The sequence below is a fragment of the Paraflavitalea sp. CAU 1676 genome (genome assembly GCF_029223285.1).
GTDB lineage: Bacteria > Bacteroidota > Bacteroidia > Chitinophagales > Chitinophagaceae > Paraflavitalea.
On the sequence record NZ_JARHUJ010000003.1, the window covers coordinates 1 to 26,906 of the forward strand.

Genomic DNA, 26,906 nt, shown 5'->3' on the forward strand with positions numbered 1-26,906 from the left:
CCTGTAAAGCTATATCCGTACAATCTGACAAACTGTAAAGCTATATCCGTATCATTGTGAACGACTGTAAAGCTCTCCCAGTAATAAGCTACCCACCTGTAAAGTTTTTTCAGTACAAGACATTCAGTTTGTGTGGGGTGATGGATCAGGTGTTCATCAGTGGTTGATCAGGTGTTTACCGGGAGTTAACCAGGAGTTACTCGGGAAGTACTCAGGAGGTACTCGCGGGTTGATCAGAGAATCATCAGGTGGTGATCAGGCCCTGATCAGGCCTTTATCAGGAGACTATCAAGGAACGATCAGGCAATGATCAGAGAATGATCACGGAAACCAGGTTTTGAGAGTTCGATTTCCGGGGGGGCTGGAGGAGTTTAGCAGGTCTTTAAAAAATAAAGTTGCGATTGGGCGGTTAGGTTTGAAGAGTTTTGGTGTTGTATATAGTAGTGGGTGTTGTGATATATTGCTATGCTTGATTTCGGAGGAGATTGAACGCGCGGCTGTGCAGGCGGTGTACCAGGTACAGGGAAAACGTGCGAATGGCTTTAATATGGAGAAGGTGTAGGTGGTCCGTCATTAACGGGTTTCAGCCTCCCGGCTAGCGGCGGACAAACAACGGAAAGGGACATATCCATCTATCTAACGGTATTGGCAAATATTTCCAGGTATTCACTCTGTTATTTCATTTATTTTCTGTAAAATCGGGGCGGGTGCTACAGTGTTGAAATTCAGGTTGCAGGATAGGCGGGTGGGCACTTTGGGTTGGACTTGGTCTGTGACTGAGGTGGCGAAGCTGTGTTTGTGAGAATTTCACTTTGGGGCCGTAATAGAGAGGAACTTGAATTGACTAAGTCCGTCAATCTCTCGATGCGCATTTGTATAATAAATCGTCAGGCCTTAGATATAGTTATACATTTTGCGCAATGCGCGTTTTGTATAACTTTTGCACTAAGTTATTTGTGAGCAACCCATTACATACATAAACCTGACGACAGTCCCTTTATTGTGGCAGCTGGGGAATGTGCGTATATTTATGAGTTAGCTGTAATGTTTAAAAGACCATTCACATACATGAAACCTGTTATAAAAAACTTACTTATAATTTCCGGAGTATTAATTGTTATGGTATTACTCTATTTAACTCTGACTTATTATTTGAAAGACTATTATTTAAAAGGGATAGCTAATAATAATTCATTTAAGAATAATGAATTTGGAGATTTTATTGGAGGAATACTAAATCCACTCTTTACATTACTATCGACAATTTCTATTATTTTTCTGACTTATATAGTGGCAAAAGGAGAAGACAACAAAGCTACTAAAGCTATTGAAACGCAGAAAAGAATTACACTCAATCAAATGAGACAATCTGCTTTTGAAAACCTAGTCCAAAAAACTAATCTATATGTTTACGAGCTTGACAAGCTTTCAGTTCATGAAGTAAAAAACAAATTCATGCAATCTGTTCTAACGAGTATGATTAAAAATGAAGAAAACGGGAAAGGCAGAGTGACAGTTTGGTTAATCATTTTAAATGAACTTGAAAACTTTACCCAGTATAAGTATCTGTTTTCAGAACTTTTTCAAAACGAAGATTTTAGAACAAAGCACAATGAATTTATCAAAGTCACAGCTAAACTTTCTCAAGAACAAGACGAGTTTAAGTTTGTAAATAGCAAGACCATTGGAAAGTATATCAATATTCAACAAGACTTCTTGACCTTTATTGGAAATTATATTTATTCGGAGTTTTAAACCAACACTACAGCTAACACGCGGTTTTCCGCAAGTGTGGCTGGACAGAAGTACAATGAGCAGTTATGAGCAGCTCAGCAGTGGTTCGGGCGGGACAAGCAAGCTTCAACTTTGAATTTTAACTTCAGCAATCAATTTCAATCTACAGACGTTCCTGGCAGACGGAATTCTAATACCACACCTGCGTAAAGCCGGCGGAACGTTGGCTGTAACTGTGCCAACCCTAAGTTCAACCGACTCAATAGTTTGACACTTTCAAAATGATAACCAGCAAGAAACTAAAAACTTGGACAATTATAACTCATGCTTTTATTCTCGTTGGTTTTGGACATGGCGGCGCATGCTTCCTGATTATTGAAGCTCTATGGTTCCCATATTTTACGAGAGAACCTTTTAGTTTAAGTTTAAATGCTCCATTTGAAAGTCATCTACCCGTGGTTGGCTTGACAACTTTATTGGGACAAATCGCTTTTATTATTTCAATCTTGAAAAATAAGTCGGAAATCAAACTGATTTTTCAAATTACAGGACTTGTTTTATTTTGGATGAGCATAGTATATTTCACTCACTATATTGACGAAGGTTACTCTATAGGCTTTTCGACAATAACTTGCCTTCCATTTATAGTTTGCACCATCATAACTTTTGTTGGACGGCCGATAAAAGGATTTTATAACTGGGTTCTTGACAAGTAAAACAGCTACAGCCAACATTGCATTGCCAATATGGTGGCTGACGAATAAATCCTGGTCGACATCAACACGGATGAACTGCAGTTCCAGCTTTCCGAATCACGGATCAACTTTGGATCTAACTTCAGCTCTATATCTTTACCCGGCTGACGTCCCGGCTGATGAATCACGGAATACCACCACATCGGCAATGCGTGGACGTTATGGGCCATATTGTAGACACAGCAAACAACTATGCTAACAGTACATTGGACACCCGTCAGTAAGACAAAGAACATATTGAAAAATGGAATTACAAAGTCTAAGAAAGGTCTTTACTGTTTTCCTTTGACAGGACATAAAGCAATAGACAGATGGTGGCTTTATTTCTTCAATCACTGCGGGGTTAGACAAAGAATGAAGTATAACGGTATTGTGTTTAGGATTAAGCAACAGGATTTACCAGCCTACTTCGGACATTGGATTGGTGCGACCAACCGAGACATTTTTAAAAAGGAAATTAAGACCGTCAAACAGCTTGGAGTAGAATTTAAGAACAACATTACTTGGCGACTTGGTGAAATGCTTGCACGACAGGCTAACTTGGGAAATGATATATATGACTTTGACCAGCGAAGTGAATTGCATTTGAAGTTGGCAGAACAAGAAATTGCCAAATCGCCAAAATCTCTTGCAGACAAACTTAATGACCTTGACTTTATGACTTTTGCCTTGGAAGACTATCAGATTGTTTTGACAAACTCAGTTCCCGCAGACAGGATTGTAAAACTCATTCCTCAAGGTGATGAATTTGGACGAGTAAAGCGATTGAAGGAAAAATACGGCACATAACACGGGTTTTGCGTCAGGCGGGCTGACTTGTAAACTTGAAGCTTTGTGCTTCTAATGAACCTTAGTAATAAATTGAAACTTTGTGCTCCGAAACCCGCCCGAACGCAAAGCCCGAAACCGTTATGCGGCATTCTATGACGACAGTGCAACCAACAAACAGATAATATAAAAATGACCATCTACGAAAAAATTCAAGAAGAAATCAAAGCGGACTACTACATCCAAAACTATTCTAACGATGGACAACGGTTTGTTGCTTGGTATTTATTCAACATTCTAAAACAGGACAGAAATCAAACCAAAGACGCTATTACGGACGGTGCTGACGATAAGCAAATTGATGCCATTGTAATTGACGATTACAAGCAGACAATTTTAATCATTCAAGGCAAATACATTTCAAAAGGACAAGTAGATGCAGAGCCATTAAGAGAAGTTTTATCTTCTTGGATGCAACTTAGAGATTTGGTGAGACTACAAACTGTCGCAAACGCCAAACTTCAAAGAAAACTTTCTGAAGTAGCAAAAGCATTTGAAGACGAATATGAAGTTTGCTTTGAGTTGATTACAACTGCATCATTGACCAGTTCTGCAAAGAAAGACCTTGAAACATTCCAAAAGCAACTGGCTGAAATTTCAGAAAACGAGGACTTTGATGCGATTATTTCGTTAGTTGACGAAGAAGAATTAGGCAGACGACACGACCTTGCTTTAGAAACAGACAATCCTCAAATAAACTATACGCTAAATCTTGCTGACAATAAGTTTATGGCGGTTGACATTGCAGACACAAAAGTTGTTGTCGCAGCCGTTCCATTGAAGGAGGCGGTTTTAATTCAAGGTATAAAGGACGGTTCATTGTTTCAAAAAAACGTTCGACAAAGTTTAGGTAGTAGTAATGCTGTAAATAAAAAAATTAGGCAAACAATATTAGGGGACAAACACAAAGACTTTTTCTTTTTTCATAATGGCATTACAGCTATTTGCAACAGACTTGAACTTAATGACAACAAACTAAAGCTATTTGGGCTAAGTGTTGTGAATGGTTGCCAATCTCTAAACACTATTCAAAGTTGCAGTGAAACAGCCAAAAAGTTAGACGATACTTTCGTTTTGTTTCGCTTCTACGAAATTCCCCAAAGAGACAGAGCAGATTTGATAAGTATTAACACCAACTCACAAAGTGCTGTCAAACCAAGAGATTTAAGAAGCAACGACAAAAGAGTGCTAAATCTTAAACGACTTTTTGAGCAAAAATACAATCAAGGTTATTTCATTACAAAGCGTGGAGAAATTGCACCTCCAGAGAAAGACAAAAATTTCATTATTGACCTATCGGACTTAGGAAAGTACTTAATTGCTTGGCATTCTCAGCGACCAAACATCTCTTACGGAGAAACAAAAATCTTTGACAAGTATTTTGAAATTCTTTTCAAGCGTGATTACAAGCCTGAGAACATTCAGAGCCTGAACAATTGGATGAAGGAAATTATGAAAAACTGGACAGACAAAAATCCACTTGGAATAAATGAAACATTGCTAACAATGAAAGCATACGCACCATTTCATCATCTGTATGCGGCATCAATGATATTCGCCATTGGCAACAACAAGTCCGACAGAGTTCCAACACCAAGCATCACCTGGGAAAATGCAAAAGCAAACGGCATGGTTGACCAAATTGTAAAAACGACAGGACGTTGTTTAAATACAGCTTTGAGAGTAGCATCAAATAGAAGTTTACCAAACAACACCATTTTTAGTCCACAGAATTGGATTAAGTCAAAGCAAAGTCTCAACGACATTAACGCAGCAATAGAACAATACATTGATATGCTGCCGACAATGGAAGGTGGCGAACAACAATATGAAAAACTTAAAAACACAATAACGATTGGACAGGAACAATTTGAATACAGACTTCAAGCAGAGTAGAGAAGAACGACCGCATAACAACGGTTTTGTGTTATGGGGGCTGACGTGCTCCGTAGAAGCATTTGTGCAATGTTCAGCCGTTGTGCTTCGCATGAACAGTATTACTCCCCCACAACGCAACGCCGCAACCCGTTATGCGATAAATAATTCACTTTATGAAATTTGAAAATAAAGTTTCTGGAAAGTTTACCGATGACGTAAATGAAAGTTTGCGCAAACTGATTTCGACATTGAATGAAAAAGCTTCGGCGCTTGTTCAAAAGGAGACACATGACTATACTCTATTTGCCTTGCGAGCCTTAGCTAGTTACACGGGAACACTTTTCGAACGCTTAATTTCGCATGAAGATTTCCCAATTGAATATAATGCGATCTCAGCTAGAAATCTTTTCGAAAGTTATTTGCTAGTAGCTTACATAACCGGTACACCTTCTAAAGGCAAAGAGTTTCTTAGTCAGAAAGCTTTTGATGAAATAGAAATCAATGAAGGTTTCTTAGCGCTAAAAATTGAAACCACATCTAAAGCAAGCATAAAAGCTATTCGAGATAGGATTCATTACATTAAAGAGTTAATGAAGGAAAATGATTTTACTCCTTCAAAACATTGGACTGTTAGTTACTTGGCACAGCAAACAAATAACAAAGTCGAGTATGAAGCTTTCTTCAAATTGTATTCAAAGTATATACACCCGTCCTCCTGGATCGTCAATAGTATTAACAATGAATACGACAACCCCGTTTTTAAAGATATTTTCATTTCGCAAGGATATATTTTTACAAATCGCATAATACAGCTCATTTCGAAATACCAAGATCAGCAAACCATCGCCTAACACGGGATATGAGCAAAGACAAAGTGCGAATATAATTTGGAATAAGAACTAGACAAGAAAGGACTTTACCGTAACCTCTACAACTAAGCCGAACGCCCACCATGGGGGTGCTGCAATGCTGGCTGACGAATAAATCCTCATTTACGCAAGTTTCTCTATAATTTCCTAGCACCCAATAGGGGGAGGATCTCACCACCCATTAAGACCCACCCAGGGCCAGCAGTCACTCTTAACTCCGCCCGAAAAATAAATATTGCTTTCCTTTAGTACACCAACCCGGTTTTGTTGTTTCTATAATAAAGGATAAGGTTTAATGGTTAACGAATTTGATTAGTGTACGCCCTGCGTGTCAACGCGGGGCTTTTTCGATGTCAGGGGGCAAACCTGCGGGTTTTGTCCTGGATAACGGAGATACGGGAAGCCGTAATTTCAATGCCCCCCTTGTTTTGGCCGCTGTTTTCGATGTTGTTGAACAGGGAAAGTCTGCCTTCAACCACCACAGCCTGGCGGCGGGCGAGGTGCTTGAAGCATCTTTCGGCGATATCATCATAAATGACCACATTGATGGCCAGGGTTCCTGAAAACTGGTGGCCTTTGTGGTTGCGGTGAGCGCACTCGACCATAACGGTGCATTGAACCCAGGTACCGACTTTTTTATCCTTGTGGATGGTGGGCGTGCCAAAGAGGTGCCCGGTGAGGTGTACTTTGTTGTCGTGCATGTTGTTTGAATGTTGAGGTAATGATAGAATTGCGGAAGAAGGGTAGGGGCCTGCACATTTGCTACTTATTCCCGGCATGGAAGTGCCACGGGTAATCTTCGGGAAACAGTTCTTCGTAGTCTACTTCGGCAAGTGTTTCGGTCCTGATCTTTATTTTGACCTTGTATCCTTCGCTGGCGGGGAACTTTTCGCCAAGGATCTTGTTCAGGTCTATGAACCATGTGGCGTAGCGCCTGGTAACCGGAATAGTGCTAAACAGGTGCACGCCATGTAGGGAAACGGAGAAATGAAAGTAGTCGCTTCGTGCCAGGTTGTAAAAACGTACGTCTTTGAGGTCTCTCATAACTGTAGGAAGATGTGTAGTTAAAGAACAGAATTGATTATTGACGGTCAAGTCGGGTAGCGGACTGGGCCTGAATACCGGTTGCGTCGCCATCATGGAGTTGCTGCAGATCGTCTTTCAGGCGGTATATACCCTGGAAGGCATACCAGGCTTGTTCGCAAAAGAAGAGGGTGCTGTTGCGCTCTGATTGGGCTTCGAAGAACCCCTGACTCTCTGTGAGGGCGCAAGCCGCCAGTCGGGATAAATGGAGGTGTACTTCATCGAAGGAGAAGCTGCTGAAAAAGGATTGGATAGCATCGGCGGCATTGTGGGGGCGGGTATTACCTTCCGTAATGCTGAGCCCCTGAAATGGTGAATCCATGGCGTTTTGTTTTTTAAGGTGAGGAATAGGCAGCCTGTTCTCATGCGGGCATGAAAGTGAAATATGGATCGATGGTTGGGAGTGATGGTGCCGGGTATTTCACCGGAGGACTGGTAGATAGAAACGTATTGGAGATGCCTGTAAACGGCCAGATGTGGAAGATCGGTGCGCGGGCGAAAAACCACAGTGCGGGCCTCTGCTTACCCTGTCTGAGGCCGTTGGAAGCCTGTACACAGATAAGAGAGAACCCGCACTGTGGGTGAGCGGGCTCTTCACTTTTCATCTCGTGTACAAAATTTCCAACGTTTCAGACAGAGAATCCAAGCGAATAGCTTCAATAAGTTGTTTGAAGTTATCGCAAGTTATGGTATATTACTTTATGGCATAACCGTTGTTTGATGCAATATATGTAGAAAAATAACAATGAAAGACATGTATGGCATTGTTTTTTAAAAACTCTTTATTACCTGGCGAATATGGAGCGACAAGTGAAGATTTCACCCATTGAACAGCATGTAATAGATTTCGTTAAGAAGCTGCGAACAGAAAGACAGCTAACGCAAACAGACATTGCCGATATAATCGGCGTAAGTAGAACCTTCGTTACCCAAGCAGAAAATAAGAGTGAAGCAGGTAAGTATAATTTGAGGCACATCAACGCCCTGGCTGAACATTTTGGGATGTCGCCGAGGGAATTTTTGCCGGAGAGGGCGGTTGCGGAAAAACTATAGTTTGAATCCTCAACAACCCACTATAACAACTCTAAGACGATTTGATTTAAGGTAATAAACAGCCCGAGGATAGAAGCTAATGGAAAGGGCTAAATCAATTCCTGAGAGCATCCGTAAAAGAATCCTAGCATCTGCTCCATTTTTTCATTTATTTTCTGTAAAATCGGCCCCGATTATACCGAGGTAAATTCAGGAGGGAAGGATACCTAGGGATCGAATTAGATTGATTTTAGCCTGTGACTGAAGTGGCGAAGCTAATGTTATGTGAGTTCCTTATTTCGGCAATGATAGTACAGAATACGAGTTGGTCAAGACGATCAATTTCACGGTGTGTATTTTGTATAATAAATCGAGGGACCTCGTATGTAGCCGTAAATTATGCGCAATGCTTATTTTATATAATTTCAGCGCAAAGATATTAGACGATACCCCTTGAAAACCACACCTCTAGCAACTGTCCATTCATTGCTGGAGCTAGAGAAATGTGCGTACATTAATGAGTTAGCGACTATTCTATGACGGAGTTCAAAAAAATATTTGACATTGTCTTGAAGGTGACACCGTTCGCCTATATCCTCGGCTTTTTTGTTATTAATGGCTATCTCACAAATTATAACTTCTCCGAGTATAATATTTTGAACTTAACTTTTTTAAAAACTGGCATTCTACTAATTACTCTTTTGACCCTCGTTATCCTTTCCATTTACTTTTGCTATAGGCCAGAAACCATGTCTGACGATCTTAGAAAGTCTTGGCCTTCGATTTTATTAGCGACTTACATTTTACATATTCTGGTTTTCTTGATGACTCCAGTCTTTCTCGAAAAAAATACAATGTTCGAAAAAAATCCGACATGGTCTTTGGCAATTATTCTACTGAAGCTTTTTCTTGTGCTTTATATGTTCTGGGCATCATATAAGAAGCCTCGTAATACATGGTCAATTCTTATCATTTTAGTTCCACCATTAATATTAATGGGTGTTATTATTTACATCTATTCTCAATATAATTCAGCAATTTACTATTTATGGATCGGCATTTTGATTATTGGAGCAAAGACAGCGTTAACCATTGGTGACATTGGTGACAATAATTATAGGTTAGGTATGACTCAAGATGTAATATTTCTGATCGTTTTCGCTTTTCTATTTGGAAAATATTTCTATCCGAAAATTCCGACTAAATATGGCGGAGGAGCTCCCTACAAAATTGCCTTGACAGACAAACCAAATTTACTTTTTGATTCAACTATTAGGAAATTGGATACATTTTATGTGATTTACGAAAATGACTCGAAGTTTTTTTTGCTGAATAGAAATCAAATGGTATTTAGCCAGGAGAAATCTGAATTAAAAACATATATCATTCTCAAAAACAGCCGCTAACATGGAATTTTCCCCAATCGGAATTAACTGTCCGTTAGCGGCAATGCTAACATAGTCCCTGACTAATATGAAAATCTTTTTGAGTTCAACAGCCTATGACTTGGTCGATTTCAGGGCTATGATTGTCGACCTCTTGGAATCAAAAGGTCACGAAGTTCTGTATCATGAAAGCCCAACTTTTCCTGCCAGAAAATTGGGACTTCATTCTCACGACCAATGTATTCTAGCAGTTGAACAATGCGACCTTGTTTTATGCTTAATAGACAAGAGATATGGCGGACGTTATGCAGGTGCATTTGTAGATAGATTTAAGGACCAGACTTTTAAAGTAAGGGGTCTTGATAAAAATGAAAAGAAAAAATCATTTGAAATAACTATTCCAGCAAAAGACTTAAGTATTACTTGGTGCGAATTAATTACAGCCTACGATACAAAAAAGTATGTTATCACATTTTCAAGACAACGAATTTTGGATGAAAAAGAAACTAGAAGAGCAAATCAACACCTAAAAACATTCAGACCGGCGTTTGCAGAAAGAAATGAATTATTTGATTTAATTGATTGGATAACAAAACAACCATCAAGCAATTGGATTGCTTCATTTAATACAATCGTTGACTTTAAAATAAAGCTGGAGAAATGGATAAATGAACTTGAGAAAACAATTATTCCTGACCCAAAACCCAATTTGCTGCCAACTGAAAAAAGAAAAATTGGAATAATTGTAGAAGGCGAAGTTGACAGATATGTTATTAATAAGCTTATCTCATCACAGGAATTTGACGCTGATTTTGCTATAATTCCAACGTATGGCAAATACAGAATCCTAAATGAGTTCAAGACAATTGTAATTCCTTACCTAAACATTTTCGACAAAGCATTTATTCTTTTAGATTCTGACACAAAATCGCCATCTAGAATTTCAAGTTTAAAGAAACGTTTAGCGGCGCTCATTCCATCAAAATATTCATCAAAAGTGAAATTTGTTTTAGCTACACCTTCTATAGAATCATGGATTATTGCAGGACTGAATCCCGAAATGTATAGGGAGTTTAATGGAAAGATTGACAAGGATACGTTTACCCAATTATTAAATATTCCGTCTGTCAAGAATGTAAAACAAATTTTGGAAACTGAATATAATCCATTGACAGCAATCGAGATAGACAAAGACATTAGAGAATTTATGGACAACATAAGGAAGGCAATTGAGGCAAAATAACCCAGCTGATAGCTGTGCGTTGGCAACATCGTGGACGAAGACCATTTTTTTTATCCACTAATCAGTTTCGGTTTCTGCAGACGAGTAACACAAAGCAGCAGAATAAACAAGAGGCTTTAGTACCATTAATCACCAGCAGCACCGAACAGTTAGAGCAAAGTATGTCGCCACATCGCCGTTTCATCAACGTTAGCAGCGATTGCTTTTACAGCACATTAAATTTACTTAAATGACCGAACTACGACACTATATCTTAGAATTCGCAACAATCATTGTTTCATTATTTGCGTTCTATTTACTTAAGAATTATTGGCCAAAATATTTCGAGAGAAAAGCTGAAAATCAAGCAACAAAAGAAGATATAGGAGAGATAACTGAAATCATAGAACATATCAAGTCCGATTTAGCTAAGCAAAATGAGTTCTTAAAAGCCAAACTATCATTAGCTAACCAGCATAAGCTTAACTTAAAGTCTGCTGAAAGAGAAGCAATGCTTGAATTCAATAAACAAAAGTCTGCTTGGATATATTCGCTACTCAGATTCTCATTCTATAAATATCATCTTGAAAACTACAGAGATATCAACCTTGCAGTTTTAGACAATCAAAAAAGGCAATACGAATATGACCTAGCAGCCGCACATCTAACTCTATTTACACATGACAACGAATTCATTGGTTTAAAATCAAAGCTAATTGATGAAGTTCTCGAATTAGACAAAATACTTTTCAACACCATTTACGATCTCTTCTTATCATTTTCAAGAGCAGAATTGAATCTAAATCTGGAAAAAGATCAGCCTTCTGAGCAAGCCAAAATTAGATACACCCTCAATGAAGAGTTGATATCAATTATTACAAGGCATAAAAAAATAGCAGAAAAACAGTTTGAGAAAGTAAATCGTTATGATTTACTAATGAGAGAATTACTTTGTAATCGATTAAAAATCCTTGAAGATGCAACTATCGCTAACGCAGTGGGTAGTATTTCATAATTCATAATCGTGCCAGTGTCTTGTTCCAAGTAGTGTAAACAATTATCCCCTCCGAAACTTTATTTATGCCAACATCCAGTTTAGCTCTATGAACAAGATCAAGAATTAATCAACCAACTTATAAGTATTTCTTTATTCATTGAAAGGTACAATTCAACAACATCAGCAGTAACGTCCAGAGGAAAAGGAATTCTCTTTTTATCAGACTGAAATAAACTTCCGTGAGCAACAAAGGATCGGAACTTAGGATAAAAATCGCTTTTAATCTTTGTCAAAAACTCATTTCGTACCGGATAGTATTTATCAAACAATTCGACAATAAGCTTGCTGCTACTTTTACCTTCTGCAACGAAAGACCCGCAAGATTTACAATAATACCCCTCTTTAGATTCAACAATTGACATCATCATCTCCTTGGAAATTTTTTCATTCTCAAAACTCCTCTCCATAAACTTATTCAGAATAGCATCTTTTAGTTTAACAAAATGAATATTGCTTTCTTCACAAACGCCGCACTTTTGGGGCTTTTCATACTTGGTTAATTTCTCCAACGACATTCCAATAAAAACACATGTTGCCGACACTGATTGCCTTAGTTCTCTACTTGCCTTACAATACCAATACATCGACTCATTAAATATTTCTCTTTTATCATCGAATGCTACGCTATAATATTTATCGATCGCGCAAATAAAATAATCAGGAATTCTAAATCGATAATCGCCTATTGATTTAATACCAAATGAATACTCACCGACTCCTTCTATTTTAATTGGCTCAAATTGTGACGTATTTGAAAACTTATCACTGGTCAATTGATCCGTCCTAAAAAAGTACCCGTTCTGCAGAAGCTTTGATTCGGCAGGACCGTCTTGTTCAACAACCCAACTCCAATTTGAGTAATTTTCAAGGCTAAAAGAGTTGCTTAGAAGCGTACTAAATAAGCAACAATAATTCTCTCTCAGTTTAGATACAAGAGCCTGATTGGCAAAAACATCCTCAAAGCCGTCATATTTATACTCTAAAATGAAAGGATGCAAGTTCATGAGAACGCTGCCAGCCTTTGGCGCATCGTCGGGAACTGGTCGAATTTGGAATCTATCTTCAAACTTAAAAAATCCTAATACAGGAGAGCTACAAAATAGAACTACATGCCCAATCAACTTCTTTTTTACTTTTACCAATTCAATTCGCTCGCTAATTCGGGTTCTTATTTCCTCAATCATATTTACAGATACTATATTCACCAACGTATCTTTTCCATCATAATAAATAGTCAATGATGAGTTTACATCAAAGCTATATAAAACACTATCAGAACCACGTAATATGCGGCTTTCACCAAGGCACACTAAGATTATTTCATGTAGAATGTGTTTTTCCACATTCTTAGCGACTTTCAAAAGTTCAACTTCATTTTGCATGTTTCAACTTATTTAACTTTTTCTATTCTTTATATCATCTTACTTAAAGATCCAATAGCGGACAAAGAATACCATCAAGAATTTTACTTCAAAGATAATGTCACTCACAATATTCTACCAACATGATGGCATTTGCAATATTGGCTTTTCTGTACGGAAATCTACCATAGGATAGGCTCTCTTCCAAGAACAATTTTCCTCGCCACCAACAAAACAGGCCCACCACAATCCTAGATCATGGTGGGCCTGCCGAAAGCCCAGTCCTGTGCCGACCTGCTTTCTATGGTATCCGAAACCCCTACTAAAATGCTATTGCTTAAAGAATGGCTTCACCGCCAGCACGCTCTTACCACTCTCCACCGTCAGGAAGTACTGCCCCTGCATCAGCGCCACCGCCGACATCGTTAGCTTGCGGCCCGTACTCAGCTTGTAATCCTTCACCATCACCACACGCCCCCGCGCATCCGTGATCTTGATCAGCAACTGCTCCTCCCGTATCGTACCCCCCAGCACCACCCGCAACTCCTTATCCACCGGGTTCGGCATCAGCTTCACTGAGGTATTCGTCACGTCGTCCAGGGAGGCAGTGCGGATCTCCGAATACCTATAGCGCTCATCCAGGTCGATCTGTTTCAGTCGATAGTAATATTTCAATCCGCCCATTACATTCTTATCTGTCCACTCATACGTGCCGCCATTCGCGCCCTTGGCCGGCAGGGTAGCCACCCGCTTGAAGTCGGCGCTGTTGCGCTCATCCGCCCGCTCTATGTCAAAGCTCTTCGCATTCTCCTCATGGTCCGTTACCCAGCTCACCAGGATAGAACTCTGCTGCGCCTGCGCCTCGAACTTCACTAAATTCACCGGCAACGCCACCAGCGTAGCACTGGCCACCACCGTAGGCGTTACATCCGTTAAGCTCACGCCCAGGTTGGGCTCCGTCGTGATATCAAACCCGGTCTCCGCTACCTCGAAGGTGCCTGTGCCAATACCCGTAAGGGTGTTGCGTACCGATAGCAGCTCTACCCAGCCATTCAGTGCCCAATCGGCCGGAAACAGAAAGGGCGTGATACTGGCCGAAAACGCCTGGTAATGAAAGGCCCCCTTGGTTTTGCGGATATCGCTCTTCACCACATGGAAATTCGTGGTGAGCGTATTCAGCAGGTCTACATTGTAGGTCGACTGCCACTTGAGGCCAAATACCAGGTCGGTCACAAAATCGGCTGTCGTAGGTGCCGTACCCGCCGTGATCCGCATTTCGACCCCCACAAAGCCGCCGCCCTTGTTCACGGCCCTGATCTCGTAGGTCTGAGCCTGACCGCCCTTAGCGAGCAGCACAGCGAAAAGAAGGATGATTACTTTATTGCTCATGATGCACTATTGTTCAGGTTAAGGTAATTGTTGTGTTACGATCCGGTTGGGTGTTGGTAATCCAACTACGCCCAGCACCACGTTCTTATCATTGCCAGCCCCGTTGTACTTCACCGATCCATCCATGTTCACATCCGTACGGTGGTATATGATGAGTACGTTATTGCTCGTCGTTAATCCCACCTGGCTCAGCACCGCATTCTTGTCATTGCTGCCGCCATTGTAGCTCACCGTGCCATCGCCGTTCGCATCGCCCGACCAGAGGGTCATTACTCCGCCTTGGTTGTTCCGGGCATCCGTACCCCATACCGCCGTAGCCGGCGCCGTGAAGTCGATCGCTGTAGGCGTTGTACTGTTGAGCGTTACCGGCGCCGCCGTCATCACACCCAGGTGGTTCCTGTGGCGCACTACCAGGTAGTAGCTGCCATCGGCCACATTAGCAAAGGTTACGGGCGACCAGTTGTTGAGGTCCACAATGCTGCCGTTTCTACGCAGCAGGGCCGAGCGCGCTGCCACCACCTGTGCCGGGTTGCCGCTATTACGCAATTCGAGCCATATCCAGTCCACGATCGCCGTGTCACCGGTCGTAGTTAAGTGAATCGGGCTGATGCTCGCTGCCGGGGCGCCAGGCGTGCCAAATCCGAGGGCAGGGTAGGGATCCGTAGCCGGTACCAGCGATTTGCTGCGCAGGCTGTCCTGCATCAGTCCGCTCGCCGCCACAAAGGGTCCCTGCAACAATGCCTTGGCCTGTACGATCAAGCCCGTGGTTACAGCACTTACCGAGATCCGCACCACATCGGTATGGATGAGGTTGCCGTCACTTACTACCAGCAACAGGTCGTAACTCTTATTCTGATTGGCCGCCGTTACCACAAAGCTTGGCTTGGCCAGTGTGCTGTCATTGAGCGTGATGCCCTCAGGCGCTACCCAGCTATACGTGATCGCGTCCGCATCAGGATCGCTGGAGGCCGAACCATCGAGCACTACCGTGGTGGGCGCCGTTACCGATACATCGGTGCCCGCATTGGCTACCGGTGCACGGTTGGTAGAGAGTACCGTCCAGTTTACCGTTACCAGTCCATCGCCCGACTTACCGCTGCTGTACTTGCTGAACGGCGTGGCGTTGAACGTGAGCCTGTATGCTCCCGGTGCTATGCCTGCCGTACGCAATCCGCCTACATAATACATCGTATCATTTTGCGGATGTATAAAGACACCGGTGGTCGGTAAGGCTACGCCATTGCGCGTGAGGTATACCGCCGTATCGAGCCCCGTACTGCTCAGCAGCTTCGTGGCAAACTTGATGCTGATGGTATCTGCCTGCCTTGCCATGCTGGTATCGTTCTTCAGCTGCCAGGCCGCCGTGAGCGGCACCTGGTCTACAAACAATTGCAGATCGGCCGTATCCACCCCGCCATTCGCCCCGGTGGCCAGTACACGGATTCCCGTGTTACCACCCGTGATCAGCGTTACCGGTACGGATTGGTTGCCCGCCGTAAGGTTGGTGAGCGTAGTGAGTACGCTTTCGCCACCCAGGTCGGTTTGCGACACTTTCACTTCCGCCGCATCGGCACTGAGGTTGAACTTCACCTGCATCGACTGGCCGGAGGTGATCAAATCCGTATTGCTGTATCCCGCATCGGGCGTTACTGCCAGGTTGGCGATGGTGATGAGCGCAGCGCGGTTCACCGTCCAGGTAATGGTTTGTGTTCCCGTACCCGCATTGCCCAGCGCATCCCGTACCTGCGTCATATCGATGGTGAACTCATAATCGCCATCCGGATAAGTGACCGTGCCGAAGCTGCCGGCTGTCCAGTGTTGCAGATCGGTATTCGAAAGCTGTGCAATATTGAGCGGCTGCAGGGCTCCGTTGTACTTGAGCGTGAGCGCGCCGATATTGAAGCCTATTACATTTTCATTAAAGGCTATCGTCACATTCGGCACATGCTGTGCATCCAGGCCACCAGCGGTCGATTTCTCGAGTTTCACCAGCGTTGGACCAGCATTGTCTACCGTTAAGGTTACCGACTGTGTGGCTACACCCGCTACCTGCGTAGTGGATTTGATATTCGGCAGATCTACCGTGAACACATAAGCACCCGGTGTGGTCATGATATGGCCAAGGCCCGAGAGGTAGAACACCTTCTTATCAGCCCGGATACTATCGATCACTACACTGCCCGGTTGCTGTACGCCATCTTTAGTGATGATGAACTTAGCCGGTGTGGCCGTGGTTTCATCGATCGGCAGATTGAACTGAACATGTATCGTATCGAACGAGGCCGCCATCCGGCTATCCGGTATCGCCTTAAAGGCTTCTACCATCGGCACGTTGAGGAACTGCGACCAGGTAACGTTCTTACCGGTTTGGCCCTTTGTACCATACAGGTCGGCCACTTCGGCGCTCTGCACCGTAAAGTTGTAGAAGCCATTGCCGGTGGTGAGGGCACTGAGATCGACCTTGAAGCTGGCCGTATCGAGCTGCGTGATGACTACCGAGCTGTTGATGAGGTTGGCGCCGCCCTGGAAGGTGAGCGTCATATCCTCTTTGGTGAAGGTTGCCGCATCGATGGCCTTATTGAACACCACCACCAACTCTTTCACCTGTAAAGGCGATACCTGTGTGGGCGCTCCGTTGATGCTTACAATTTCCGGTATTACCGTACTCTTCGCTTTCCACTTCACGGTATAGGTTACTGCACCAGGCGCGGCAAACGTATCTACAAAATGGAACTTGTTCTCGTACACCGGCGGGTTGCTCACCGGCAGGGTCACAAACGTGAGCCAGGCATTGTTGAGCGGTATTACCTGACCGTCGCTGCGCGTTACACTTTCCAGTTCCCACAGCCTGTTGCCCGGATCGTTGAGCTTGATATAGTTCCAGCCAATTACACTCGGTGTTACCGTCAGCGTATTGGTGAAGTTGGGCGCTGTGAGCGTGCCTGTGAAGGCGCCCGATGTGGCCGGACTCACCTTCGCCGTTTTTTGCCCTTGCGAGAAGTAAATGATATCGGGCTCATCGTTCACGTCGAACAGGTCATTGACCAGGAAGTCGGTGATGCCGTCATCCAGCGTTCCGTAGGCCTTGATGCTCTTCGTGAGCTCGTGCAACTTGATGCCCTTCACCAGACTGAGATCGGGATTGCCAAAGCTGTTGGCATGTACCACACTCGCTTCATAGCTCACAAACTTACCGAGCAGTGAGCTGGTGAAATACCACTGACCGATCCTTGATGTAAGGGCTGGTACGGTACCGAAGTTGATATCTGTAACCCCCAGGTTCTTCGGCTGCCCTTGCAGATTGGAACCGATGAGGTTGAAATTAACAGCCAGTCCTTTTTCGTTCTCGATGATCTTGGGTTGTGCCGATGAGATCATCATGTTCACGGCCGGTCCGTACCCATGGTTCTCGACCATCACCGCCAGTTCGGCCGGTTCGGTAGGTTCGATGGCCGGTGAGGTCAGCGGATCATCGCCCATGATATTGCGTTGCATAAAGTAATGCAGCATCAGATTCGGGCTCGGGTTCACCGTAAGCGGCACTTTCGAGAGCGGCATGTTCACCATCGCTTTCGCGTACGGATCCCAATACCTTACATAACCCGCGAAGTTGTACACTTTCGGTGCTGTTGGTGCTGCACCAATTTCTGGTATGAAGAGGAACTTCACCATGCCACGCTGCTGAGCATTGATAGCGCCTGTACCGGTTACATTGGCCAGGTTGCTGAGGCTCTTGGTTTGAATTTCGAAGAGGCCATTGCTCGGCACGCCGTTCTCGTCTGTCACCTGGAGCACTACAGAGAGTGAATCCATTTTATCAGTTGGGTGACCGTTGAAGATATCCAGCGTTCCTTCGAAGGCTTCACGGGTCATGGTGAGCTTTTGGCTGAACTGTACCGTTACAGAAGCACACACAGCCTGCTTGCCATTTACATCGAGGGCTACATCGAGGTCTTTACGCACGTTGATATACATATCATCGATGCTGTGGTAGCCGCGGTCGATGGCGATATTGTGATAGTACCCGATCGAATCGCTCCAGGTCTTCACGTTGGTCCAGTTAATGATATTAGGGTAAGTAGCATTGGGCAAATACACTCCCTGACTTCTTGCATACACCGAGGTGTTCCACCTGGTGAAGAAGGCCTGCAATACCGCCGGTTGTATATCGTAGCCCTGCATAGCGGCCAGTACGGCGGCCTGCTTGTCGGCGCGGATAGAATCTACATTCGAGATATACGTGCCGATCATCGGCTTGATATCGCGCCAGGCGTCCGTCTTCAATATATCGCCCATGTATTCTACCGACCATTTATCGCGGAGCGCATAGGCCTTTGTTACCAGGTCGATATCATCCCTGATCTGCACAAATACCGCCGGTATCTCTGCCGCTTCGCCACGGGCATTGTTCGCTTTCCGGCTACCAACACCCGTACTGAGACAGGTACTGATGGCCTTGGCGATCGCCTGCGCACACGCTATCGGAGGCGGTGTAGGATCGGGCAGGAAGCATTTCAGGTAATCGAGCCAGTTTCCGTTCTCATATTTGGTATCGATGATACAGGTTAAAGGTCCACCGATGGAACCACCCGGCACACCACAGCTGAAGGCTGCAGCGATCATATCATTGATACACTGTACGCAGCTCTTCTTCTCTTCGGTATACGCCGGTGTGTTGCCGCCGGGGCCTGCACCAGGTAATTCGCAGAAGGAGCAGGGTATGTTGAAGTAGAGGCCATTGCCACCATAGGGCAGGGAGCCACCACCCACACCCAACTCACCGCCACCCTGGGGACCACTGCTACAGGTGCGGCCGGTATAGTTGATGAGCGTACCGATCTTTTGCCACAGGCCGGTAGATATCTCACACTTGTACATATAGAGTACAAAGGTGAAGTCCTGGCAGGTGCCGCCATTGGCGGTGCGGGCATCCATACCCAGCTGGTTGGCCAGCGACTTGAGCGACATGCCCATGCGACCACCAGCGAGCGGTGTACCGCGGCGCTTCATGATCACCGGTACTTGTATGCTGCTTTGCGCCGCCAGGTTGGCCGTTTGGTAATTGGTGATGAATTCATATTCCACATCCCCCTCGGGCAGGTGCAGTTCTACATTCTCTGCCGCAATGAGGCCATGGTTGGTCAATGTTACGTTGAAGGCATAAGTTTCGGTGCCACTCAGTTGCGGCATATCCTTCGGCATATCGATGGTCACCACCGGCATGGGCACATGCGTTTCGAACTTGGTGGTGAGCGTTACATCGTACTGATCCTGTATACCGGTGGGCACAACCGTCCAGCTAAAGGTAATAGCCTGGTAGTTGATGAACACACTGGCACTGGTGGTTTCCCCGGCGTTCACCGTAATGGTACCCTCATAAGGCAGGTGTTTCTCCTTGTTGACGGTGATGCGGTGTTTACCCTGTGGCAGGTTGCTGGCATTGAAGAAGCCGGTAGCATCCGTATTGCCCTGGGCATATATTTCGCCGGTGAAGTAGTTCTTGATCACCACCTGAGCGTCGGCCACCTTTGGCGCGCCTTCGCTGTAGTACGTGAACTGGTTGGTGACACCTACTTTCACAGCACCGGTAGAAGTAGATTTCTTCTCGAACGTGAATGGTACGTTGAGCGTATTGCCATTGGTGGCCTTCACCACGATGCTGCCATTGATGGGGTAGTTGAAAGGCACTTCATCGAGCGCCCTGAACTTGAGCACCACCAGGGTAGTATCGCCGGTAGTAATGCCGGGCAGCGTAAGCGGTGTTACACTGCTGAGCCAGTTTACCTGCGGCAGGGCCACCGTGATATTGCCGGTATTGCCTGCACCGCGGTTGATGACCATCAGCGTGGCTACGCGCTCGCCGGTGGCCTGTGCTACCGTAACATCGAGCTTATTGACATCGCCCACAATATAGGCCTGCTGTGCCTGGCAGAAGTATACCAGGTTCACGGGCTGTATGGTGCCTTCGGTGGCTACCGCATTCAGGTTGGCCAGCTCATAATAATTGCCGTTGGTGAGCACGGTGCCTTTGATCTTATAACCCAGCTGTATGGTGGCATTGCCGGCCAGTACCGCTACGGTATCGAAGGTCATGGTAGCGCCACTGGGCAGGGTTACCGGTTTGAGGGTAAACTGTGCCAGCGATTTGGCGCTGAGGTTCTGTACCGGGAAGGTACCGGTGATCTGTTCGTTGAGCGTTACTTTAAACTGTGGCGGTACGCCATTGTTGACCAGCACGCCGATGATATCGAAATTATCCTGCTCGGCCGTGAGTTTGAGGCCGGGATAGCTGGCGCCTACGATATAATGACCAGCTTCGGCAGCCAGCGGCACAAACTGTACGCTGTAGTTGCCACTGGCATCGGTAGTAGCGGTGAGTTCGCGGCGCAGGCCATTCGTGATCACATATACTTCCACTTTAGAATTGGCAGCGGGTGATCCGTTGGTCTTCGTCGCTACACCAGTTATCGTGATGCCGGCGCCTTTGAGGAACCAGGCCGCAGCCACATTGGCGGTTACTGTATAATCGGGATTGATGAATACCGCGAGCGGGTTGGAGGTATTGTTCGTGGTGAGCAATTCTTCCATATCCAGGTCGGGATTCACTTCATAGATGAGGTTGTAGTTACCAGGCAGGTTCGGCATCTGCACAGCATTGGTGATCTGCGCGCTCTGACCAGCCGGTATCGATGTATTGAGCACATCTTCGGAGATCAGCGAATCGGCCAGGTCATACACACCATCTTTCGACAGGTAGCCGCGCACTTTGGCGCCCGCAGGGGCGGTAGAGAAGCCTGTATTAGTGACCGTGAGCTGGTAATTGAATACGCTCATGGCCTGGATAGTGGTATTGTTGAGTTTAACCAGCGGCACCTGCAGATCGGGCTTGTTGCGATCGCTCACAATAACCCAGATGGTACCGGTAGCAAATCCATTGGCCGTAGCCTGGATGTACACTTGCTGGTTGCCATCGGCGAGGTTGTCGTTGATGGTGGTGATGGGCACATCTACATACGCTGCGCCGGCCGGGATTACCACGGACGGTGGCACGGTGGCCTCATTCACATTACTGGAAGTGAGGTTCACGATGAGGCCGCCGGTAGTGGCCGAGTTGCGGGTGATGCGGACGGTGCCTGCATTGGAGAGGCCTTCGGGCAGCGTCAATACAGGAGCTGTGATGGTAATGGCCTGTCCGTCGTTATCGCTGATGCTGAGGTTGGCACTTACATAGCCGGCCGTAGCGGGCGGTGCACTGCAACCACAGGAGTTTACAAATACGGAAGCGGTGATGGTAACCGTACGCTGACCATCGGCCAGTGAGTTGTCGATCACCCCTACGGTGAAGGTCTTTTCATTTTCGCCGGCAGCGAGTGACAAGGTAGCCGGCATTATCAATGTATTGGGAAGGTTAGCACCGAGATTCACGGAGAAGGCTGCATTGGGACTGTTGGCTGCACGCCTGAGCGTGGCCTTGGTGGCGAATGCACCCGCACCTTCGGATACGAGGTTGGTTTCGAATACCAGTTCCAGACCGGGCACATCATCATCCTTCACGGTGATGGTACCGATGGCCGGGTTGTGGTTGGCCGCACCGGCATTGATGGTTACATCGATGGCAATTTCCGGTATAGCATCCGATGCCAGCGTTACCGGCACATCTACAAAGAGTGCACCAGCCGGTATGGTTACCGAAGCCGGTACCGGGAATCGTGCGTTGCTGCTGGAGGTAAGGAATACCGTAAGCGCTGTGGCTGGTGTAAGGTTGGTATTGATGCGGAATGTAGCTGCACCGCCTTCCATTACATCAACCGGTAGGTTGGTGATGGTGAGTGTGGGCTGATCGTTGTCCAGCACCTGGAACTTTACCTTGCCTTGTCCGTAACCTGTTGCAGCAGCGATGACGCTATCGCTGAGTACGCCGTCGATGGTGGCATTATCGGGCACGGTGACCGTAAAGGTAGCGCCTGACTGATTGGCTGGTATGGTTACCGAAGCCGGTATCGTAATGCGCCCCGGGTTCGATACGCTCAGGTTCACCGTAAGGGCTGCTGCCAGGGAACCAGTGCGTTTAACGGCACCGTTCACTACTGCACCACCTTCGGTGATTTGTGGGGAGGAGAGTTCTACCGTAAGCAGTTTGCTGGTTGACCAGGCTGTTGCCTGCACGCCGGTATTGTTGGCCGTAGTGCCGGGCGCTTCTTTAACGGAAGTGCCGGGTAACAGTTCTACCACAAATACGCCTTGATCACCGATATCGAAGATGGCGGGGATGGTGACGGTGGCAGATCTGTTGGTGGCCGAGCCGGGTATCAGCGCAGCTCCATTGCTATAATTTACTGTCGTGATCAGTGTGCGGTGCTGACCGGCAGGAGACTGCATATAAATCCGCTCGCTCCAGTCGCCGGCGGCATTGCCGGTACCCACGTTATGTACACTCCAGTTAAGAGTTACCACATCATTGGGTGCTACAGAGCTAACTGGTGATGTTACGTTCTGCACGGCCAGGTCGGGCGATTGCACCACGAGGAAGGTATCGGTTACTTCGGCCGCCGTATTGTAGTTGGCATTACCCGCCTGGTTGGCTTTGATCACTACGGTACCTGCACCGATGATGGTGACGGTATCGGTGGAGAGGGTAGCTATGCCAACAGGGGTAGAGCTGATGCTCAACGCTACCGGTAAGCCGGAGGTGGCATTCACCAGGAGCTTGAAGGGCTCTGCACCTACTGCTTTATCGGGCGTTGTACCGAGGTTGATACTCTGTGATGCCTTCTGGATAATGAAGGTGGCAGTATCTGCGCCACTATAATTGGCGTGACTCACTTTCGCGATCACTTCGTAGGTTCCGGCATTGACCGGTGCTGTTGCTACGCCATTATAGGTAAAGCTAACTGGTAGGCCCGCTGGTACAGTGGTAGCGGTAGGTTGTTTACCACCGCCGTTGAACACCTGCGTGAGGTTGCTCAGCGTGATGGTAGCAGCTATCGGGTTTACGATCACATTGATGTTGACCGTAGCCTCGTTGTACTGCTCATTACCTGCCTGGAAGGCCTTGATGACGATGGTGCCTGCACCGAGTATGACGAGGGTATCGTTCTTGATCTGTCCGGGTCCGCTCACGATGTTATAGGTGATCGCAAGGCCTGCAGAAGAAGTAGCCAATAGCTTGATCACATCGGCCCCGAAGACCTGATCGGGCACCGGCGGGAAGGTAATGATCTGGTTTTGACGTTCGCCTGCGAATACAGCAGCATTCGATTGCTGACCGGCACCGCAGGTATTGGTATAAGCAGCTGTGAAGCTGCCATCGCCTACAGCGGTATAGGTACTGCCGACGGCACCAGGAATGGCCGCGCCATCTTTGTACCATTGGTAACCATTGGCACTATCGGTCGGGACATAAGCCGGTATGCTGAGGTTGCGACCACTGATGGTGAGTACTGGTTTGGTTTGGGGTACGCGGGTATAGACAAATACATTCAGCGTCACGGTCTGACTGCCACAATCGTTCGTCACTTTGAGGCTGATGGTATGGGAGCCACCTTCCGTCCAATGGATGGTATTATTATGCCCACTGGTATCGATGGTGCCACCATGGTTGATGGACCATTCGTATTTGTATTCCGATACGTTGAGGTTGGCCACCGTGTAGGCCTGGTTGCCGATACAGGTGGTGTTGACGCCGGTGATCCAGAAGCTGGCCGGTGCACGCTGTATGCGCAGCGCGGTGGCATTGGCGCCGCTGGTATCGTTGGGCGAGCTGGCGATGACGCGGATGCGGTAATTGATGCCAGCCCCGAAATGAGCGGGGATGGTGGCATCGATGGTATCGCCTTCGCGGGCCGTAAGCGTTCCGATATTGGTGGGGTTGGCGAAACTGCCATTGGGATCGGACAGCTGTGCCGTAAATATATTATTGGTACCGAATGGCGCATTGGTCGAGAACGGTACGGCTACCGGACTGCCTGCACAGAGTGTGCCGGTGATATTGCCAACGGTAATGATGAGATCGGTGGGAGGCTCGACCTTGAAGGTGCCGAGGTTGGTTAAGCTCCAGGCGCCTTTGTCGTCGATGGCGCGTACATAGAGCGTATGGTTGCCGACAGACACATTGTCCATGTTGAGGGCAAAACTGATGTTGTTGAGATCGGCGCCGGGCGTAACGGGTACATTGGTTCCCTTCCCGAAGCCGGGATCGGTATCGACGAAGTATTCGAGCTTCACGACATTGGCGGGTGTGCCGCTGCCGGTAAGCAAAGCATCTTTGTAAAAGGTACGGTTGTTGGTGAGGGCCCACCGGCCATTGGCGTCTTTGAAACGTGTGTAGAGGCGGTGGAAGCCTGCTGGCAAGCTACTAATATCGGCATTGAAGCTGATGGTGCTGACATCAGTGCCCTGCGCAAAGGAAATAGGGGTGCCCGCGCCGAAGCCCGGGTCATTATCAATAAAGTACTCTCCCGCTACTACATTGGGCACGCTGCCGCTGGAGGTGTTGAGGTTCTCCTTGTAGAAAGTGCGGGTGTTGGTGTGCGACCAGGTACCATCCTGGTTCTTAAAACGCACATAAAGCCGGTGGAATCCCTGGCCCAGTGAAGATACATCGAAGGCAAACGCCACATTACTGACGTTGAGTCCTGGCGTGAGTGGTATGCCAGAGCCCTTGCCGAAGCCGGGATCGGTATCGAGGAAATACTCACCCGCCACGACGTTGCTGAGCGGATTGTTGATGGTGGTAAAATCCTCTTTATAGAAGGTACGCACGTTGGTGTGCGACCAGCCGCCTTTGGTAACCGGCTGCCCGTTCTCGGTAACCGTGTACGGCGGTATATACCCACGCGTGTACAGCCGGTGAAAGCCGGCCGGGAAGGCATTGATGCTGACCTGGAAGCTGGCGGTAACATCCGTACCGGGTGTTACGCTTACAACCGTACCTGCACCACGGCCGGGATCGTTATCTATAAAGTATTCGACCTTGGTGATCGACTGGGCGGTACTGCCTGTACACACAAGCAGTGCCAGTATGGCGACGGCAATATATTTATACGCCTGTTGTAATAAGGTTCGCATAGACAAAGTTGGTCGGAAAGGATCCGTTTACGGGCAACCGAAGGAATAGTCTATCCCCGCCGGATTGCCCATCCGTATTGATAATAGGTTAAGTGAAGGCCGCAGGTGTTAGTTACCCGCAGATTTTACTTTCACCTTTACATCGATGGGATCGGTATTGCTGCCGATGGGCTGCACTTCGAACGAGTAGATCGCAGGCATAGGAGGCATACCGGCCAGGATGTAGGGATTTTGTCCGCTGAACATACCGCAGTCGATGGGATTGCCACCGGTGCTGCCATAACCAGCGCCGATAGCGGGTGAGCCTGCTTTGAGCTTCCACTGTCCTTCGTAGGTAATGCCGGTACCTTCGCCTACAAACACAGTGGTCATGGTAACGTTTTGCTGGTTGCCGTTGGCAATGCCAAACTGGGTACCGCTGGCGATATTGTTGGAGTAGAGATTGCCCACGCCTTCAAAGAAGCCATTGACCATAATGTTGTTGGTGAAGTTGCTGTTGTTGGCAGACACCTTGCCACGCTTGATGATGTTGTTTTGCACCAGCAGGATGGCATTCGCATGAGCGCCGAGACAACTCTGTGTGGTTTGATCGCCATGGTAAGCTTCTACCTGGAGCAGGTTATTGGTGACGAGTACACCGGTGGAAGGGTTGTTGATGGCTACCCGCACACCGAAGTTTTGAGAGATGATGATATTATTGGCAGCGATGGCGCCGTTGTTGCTGTGGTAATGGAGATTGATGGTACCTATATAATAATCCTGCGTGGTACTATAAGTGCCACAGAACTTGTTGCGGCGAATGATGATATCGTCGGTGAAGACGGATACACCATTGCCCTGGAAATCGAGCCCCATGATAAGGGTACCTTCTGAACCCATGTTGAGGGTGATGCCTTGTACTTTAGAGCTTTGCTGCAGGGCCTGCAGGTTGAGGTTTTCTTCGAGAAAATAACCGGTGCCTAGCACGGTGAGTTTCTTATTGAAGGAAGCGCCTCCGTAGGGATTGGGCGAGCCTTCGATGTGGAGGGTATCACCGGCTGTTGCGCCATCATGCGCGGCTTGTAATGTGGTAAAGTCGGCATTAACGCCGCTGTTGTTGTTCACCCGCCATATTTTGGCGAGGGAGGTTTGGCTGATCAGCAATGCGCAGGTTAGGGCCAAAAGAGTAGATGCTCTTCTCATAGTGAAAAAAGTGGATGGTTAATAAATAAAGTGGCTAGTAGAAAATTGGCTTACTTGAAACGGT

Annotated in this window: 16 protein-coding genes; 9 read left to right on the forward strand and 7 right to left on the reverse strand. The window is 46.5% G+C overall.

Features of this window, described 5'->3' with window-relative positions; translation table 11 throughout:
* Positions 1–1,068 precede the first annotated feature (1,068 nt).
* The 5 genes from P2H89_RS08860 to P2H89_RS08880 all read left to right on the forward strand — a co-directional run bounded on the left by P2H89_RS08860 (position 1,069) and on the right by P2H89_RS08880 (position 6,046).
* A complete protein-coding gene (locus tag P2H89_RS08860) occupies positions 1,069–1,755 on the forward strand; it encodes a hypothetical protein (RefSeq protein ID WP_275826346.1) in 687 nt (228 codons plus the stop codon).
* A gap of 260 nt (positions 1,756–2,015) precedes the next feature.
* On the forward strand, positions 2,016–2,450 hold the full coding sequence (locus tag P2H89_RS08865) for a hypothetical protein (protein WP_275826347.1): 435 nt from the start codon (positions 2,016–2,018) through the stop codon (positions 2,448–2,450).
* Positions 2,451–2,681: 231 nt separating this feature from the next.
* Entirely contained in the window at positions 2,682–3,278 is a 597-nt protein-coding gene (locus P2H89_RS08870; RefSeq protein WP_275826348.1) for a hypothetical protein, read from the forward strand.
* A gap of 171 nt (positions 3,279–3,449) precedes the next feature.
* Positions 3,450–5,213 (forward strand): AIPR family protein, encoded by a 1,764-nt coding sequence (locus P2H89_RS08875; protein ID WP_275826349.1) that lies wholly within the window; start codon positions 3,450–3,452, stop codon positions 5,211–5,213.
* A 155-nt stretch (positions 5,214–5,368) separates the two neighbouring features.
* Complete coding sequence (locus P2H89_RS08880; protein ID WP_275826350.1) at positions 5,369–6,046, forward strand: DUF5677 domain-containing protein; 678 nt, start codon at positions 5,369–5,371, stop codon at positions 6,044–6,046.
* A gap of 371 nt (positions 6,047–6,417) precedes the next feature.
* Here P2H89_RS08880 and P2H89_RS08885 read toward each other — a convergent pair whose 3' ends face one another.
* The 3 genes from P2H89_RS08885 to P2H89_RS08895 form a co-directional block, all read right to left on the reverse strand.
* Entirely contained in the window at positions 6,418–6,765 is a 348-nt protein-coding gene (locus tag P2H89_RS08885; protein ID WP_275826351.1) for a single-stranded DNA-binding protein, read from the reverse strand.
* Between the two features lie 61 nt (positions 6,766–6,826).
* Entirely contained in the window at positions 6,827–7,108 is a 282-nt protein-coding gene (locus tag P2H89_RS08890; RefSeq protein WP_275826352.1) for a hypothetical protein, read from the reverse strand.
* A gap of 37 nt (positions 7,109–7,145) precedes the next feature.
* Positions 7,146–7,469, reverse strand: coding sequence for a hypothetical protein (locus tag P2H89_RS08895; RefSeq protein ID WP_275826353.1), 324 nt, complete (start codon positions 7,467–7,469; stop codon positions 7,146–7,148).
* Between the two features lie 476 nt (positions 7,470–7,945).
* Here P2H89_RS08895 and P2H89_RS08900 point away from each other — a divergent pair, with 476 nt between their 5' ends.
* The 4 genes from P2H89_RS08900 to P2H89_RS08915 all read left to right on the forward strand — a co-directional run bounded on the left by P2H89_RS08900 (position 7,946) and on the right by P2H89_RS08915 (position 11,801).
* Positions 7,946–8,200 (forward strand): helix-turn-helix transcriptional regulator, encoded by a 255-nt coding sequence (locus P2H89_RS08900; RefSeq protein ID WP_275826354.1) that lies wholly within the window; start codon positions 7,946–7,948, stop codon positions 8,198–8,200.
* Positions 8,201–8,715: 515 nt separating this feature from the next.
* Positions 8,716–9,585 (forward strand): hypothetical protein, encoded by an 870-nt coding sequence (locus P2H89_RS08905; protein ID WP_275826355.1) that lies wholly within the window; start codon positions 8,716–8,718, stop codon positions 9,583–9,585.
* A 67-nt stretch (positions 9,586–9,652) separates the two neighbouring features.
* Complete coding sequence (locus tag P2H89_RS08910; RefSeq protein ID WP_275826356.1) at positions 9,653–10,807, forward strand: DUF4062 domain-containing protein; 1,155 nt, start codon at positions 9,653–9,655, stop codon at positions 10,805–10,807.
* A 229-nt stretch (positions 10,808–11,036) separates the two neighbouring features.
* A complete protein-coding gene (locus P2H89_RS08915) occupies positions 11,037–11,801 on the forward strand; it encodes a hypothetical protein (RefSeq protein WP_275826357.1) in 765 nt (254 codons plus the stop codon).
* Between the two features lie 98 nt (positions 11,802–11,899).
* Here the strand turns inward: P2H89_RS08915 and P2H89_RS08920 are convergent, their stop codons facing one another.
* The 4 genes from P2H89_RS08920 to P2H89_RS08935 form a co-directional block, all read right to left on the reverse strand.
* Positions 11,900–13,225, reverse strand: a complete 1,326-nt coding sequence (locus P2H89_RS08920; protein ID WP_275826358.1) for a hypothetical protein — start codon at positions 13,223–13,225, stop codon at positions 11,900–11,902.
* A 309-nt stretch (positions 13,226–13,534) separates the two neighbouring features.
* Positions 13,535–14,593 (reverse strand): T9SS type A sorting domain-containing protein, encoded by a 1,059-nt coding sequence (locus P2H89_RS08925; protein WP_275826359.1) that lies wholly within the window; start codon positions 14,591–14,593, stop codon positions 13,535–13,537.
* Positions 14,594–14,611: 18 nt separating this feature from the next.
* Positions 14,612–25,660 carry an MBG domain-containing protein gene (locus P2H89_RS08930; RefSeq protein ID WP_275826360.1) on the reverse strand — a complete coding sequence of 3,683 codons (11,049 nt, stop codon included), beginning with the start codon at positions 25,658–25,660 and terminating at the stop codon, positions 14,612–14,614.
* Between the two features lie 108 nt (positions 25,661–25,768).
* Entirely contained in the window at positions 25,769–26,842 is a 1,074-nt protein-coding gene (locus tag P2H89_RS08935; protein WP_275826361.1) for a hypothetical protein, read from the reverse strand.
* Positions 26,843–26,906: the final 64 nt, after the last annotated feature.

Excerpts from the sequence above, each read along its gene's own strand:
- P2H89_RS08860 (WP_275826346.1), top strand. The coding sequence starts at position 1,069 with ATGAAACCTGTTATAAAAAACTTACTTATAATTTCCGGAGTATTAATT.
- P2H89_RS08865 (WP_275826347.1), top strand. The coding sequence starts at position 2,016 with ATGATAACCAGCAAGAAACTAAAAACTTGGACAATTATAACTCATGCT.
- P2H89_RS08870 (WP_275826348.1), top strand. The coding sequence starts at position 2,682 with ATGCTAACAGTACATTGGACACCCGTCAGTAAGACAAAGAACATATTG.
- P2H89_RS08875 (WP_275826349.1), top strand. The coding sequence starts at position 3,450 with ATGACCATCTACGAAAAAATTCAAGAAGAAATCAAAGCGGACTACTAC.
- P2H89_RS08880 (WP_275826350.1), top strand. The coding sequence starts at position 5,369 with ATGAAATTTGAAAATAAAGTTTCTGGAAAGTTTACCGATGACGTAAAT.
- P2H89_RS08885 (WP_275826351.1), bottom strand. The coding sequence starts at position 6,765 with ATGCACGACAACAAAGTACACCTCACCGGGCACCTCTTTGGCACGCCC.
- P2H89_RS08890 (WP_275826352.1), bottom strand. The coding sequence starts at position 7,108 with ATGAGAGACCTCAAAGACGTACGTTTTTACAACCTGGCACGAAGCGAC.
- P2H89_RS08895 (WP_275826353.1), bottom strand. The coding sequence starts at position 7,469 with ATGGATTCACCATTTCAGGGGCTCAGCATTACGGAAGGTAATACCCGC.
- P2H89_RS08900 (WP_275826354.1), top strand. The coding sequence starts at position 7,946 with ATGGAGCGACAAGTGAAGATTTCACCCATTGAACAGCATGTAATAGAT.
- P2H89_RS08905 (WP_275826355.1), top strand. The coding sequence starts at position 8,716 with ATGACGGAGTTCAAAAAAATATTTGACATTGTCTTGAAGGTGACACCG.
- P2H89_RS08910 (WP_275826356.1), top strand. The coding sequence starts at position 9,653 with ATGAAAATCTTTTTGAGTTCAACAGCCTATGACTTGGTCGATTTCAGG.
- P2H89_RS08915 (WP_275826357.1), top strand. The coding sequence starts at position 11,037 with ATGACCGAACTACGACACTATATCTTAGAATTCGCAACAATCATTGTT.
- P2H89_RS08920 (WP_275826358.1), bottom strand. The coding sequence starts at position 13,225 with ATGCAAAATGAAGTTGAACTTTTGAAAGTCGCTAAGAATGTGGAAAAA.
- P2H89_RS08925 (WP_275826359.1), bottom strand. The coding sequence starts at position 14,593 with ATGAGCAATAAAGTAATCATCCTTCTTTTCGCTGTGCTGCTCGCTAAG.
- P2H89_RS08930 (WP_275826360.1), bottom strand. The coding sequence starts at position 25,660 with ATGCGAACCTTATTACAACAGGCGTATAAATATATTGCCGTCGCCATA.
- P2H89_RS08935 (WP_275826361.1), bottom strand. The coding sequence starts at position 26,842 with ATGAGAAGAGCATCTACTCTTTTGGCCCTAACCTGCGCATTGCTGATC.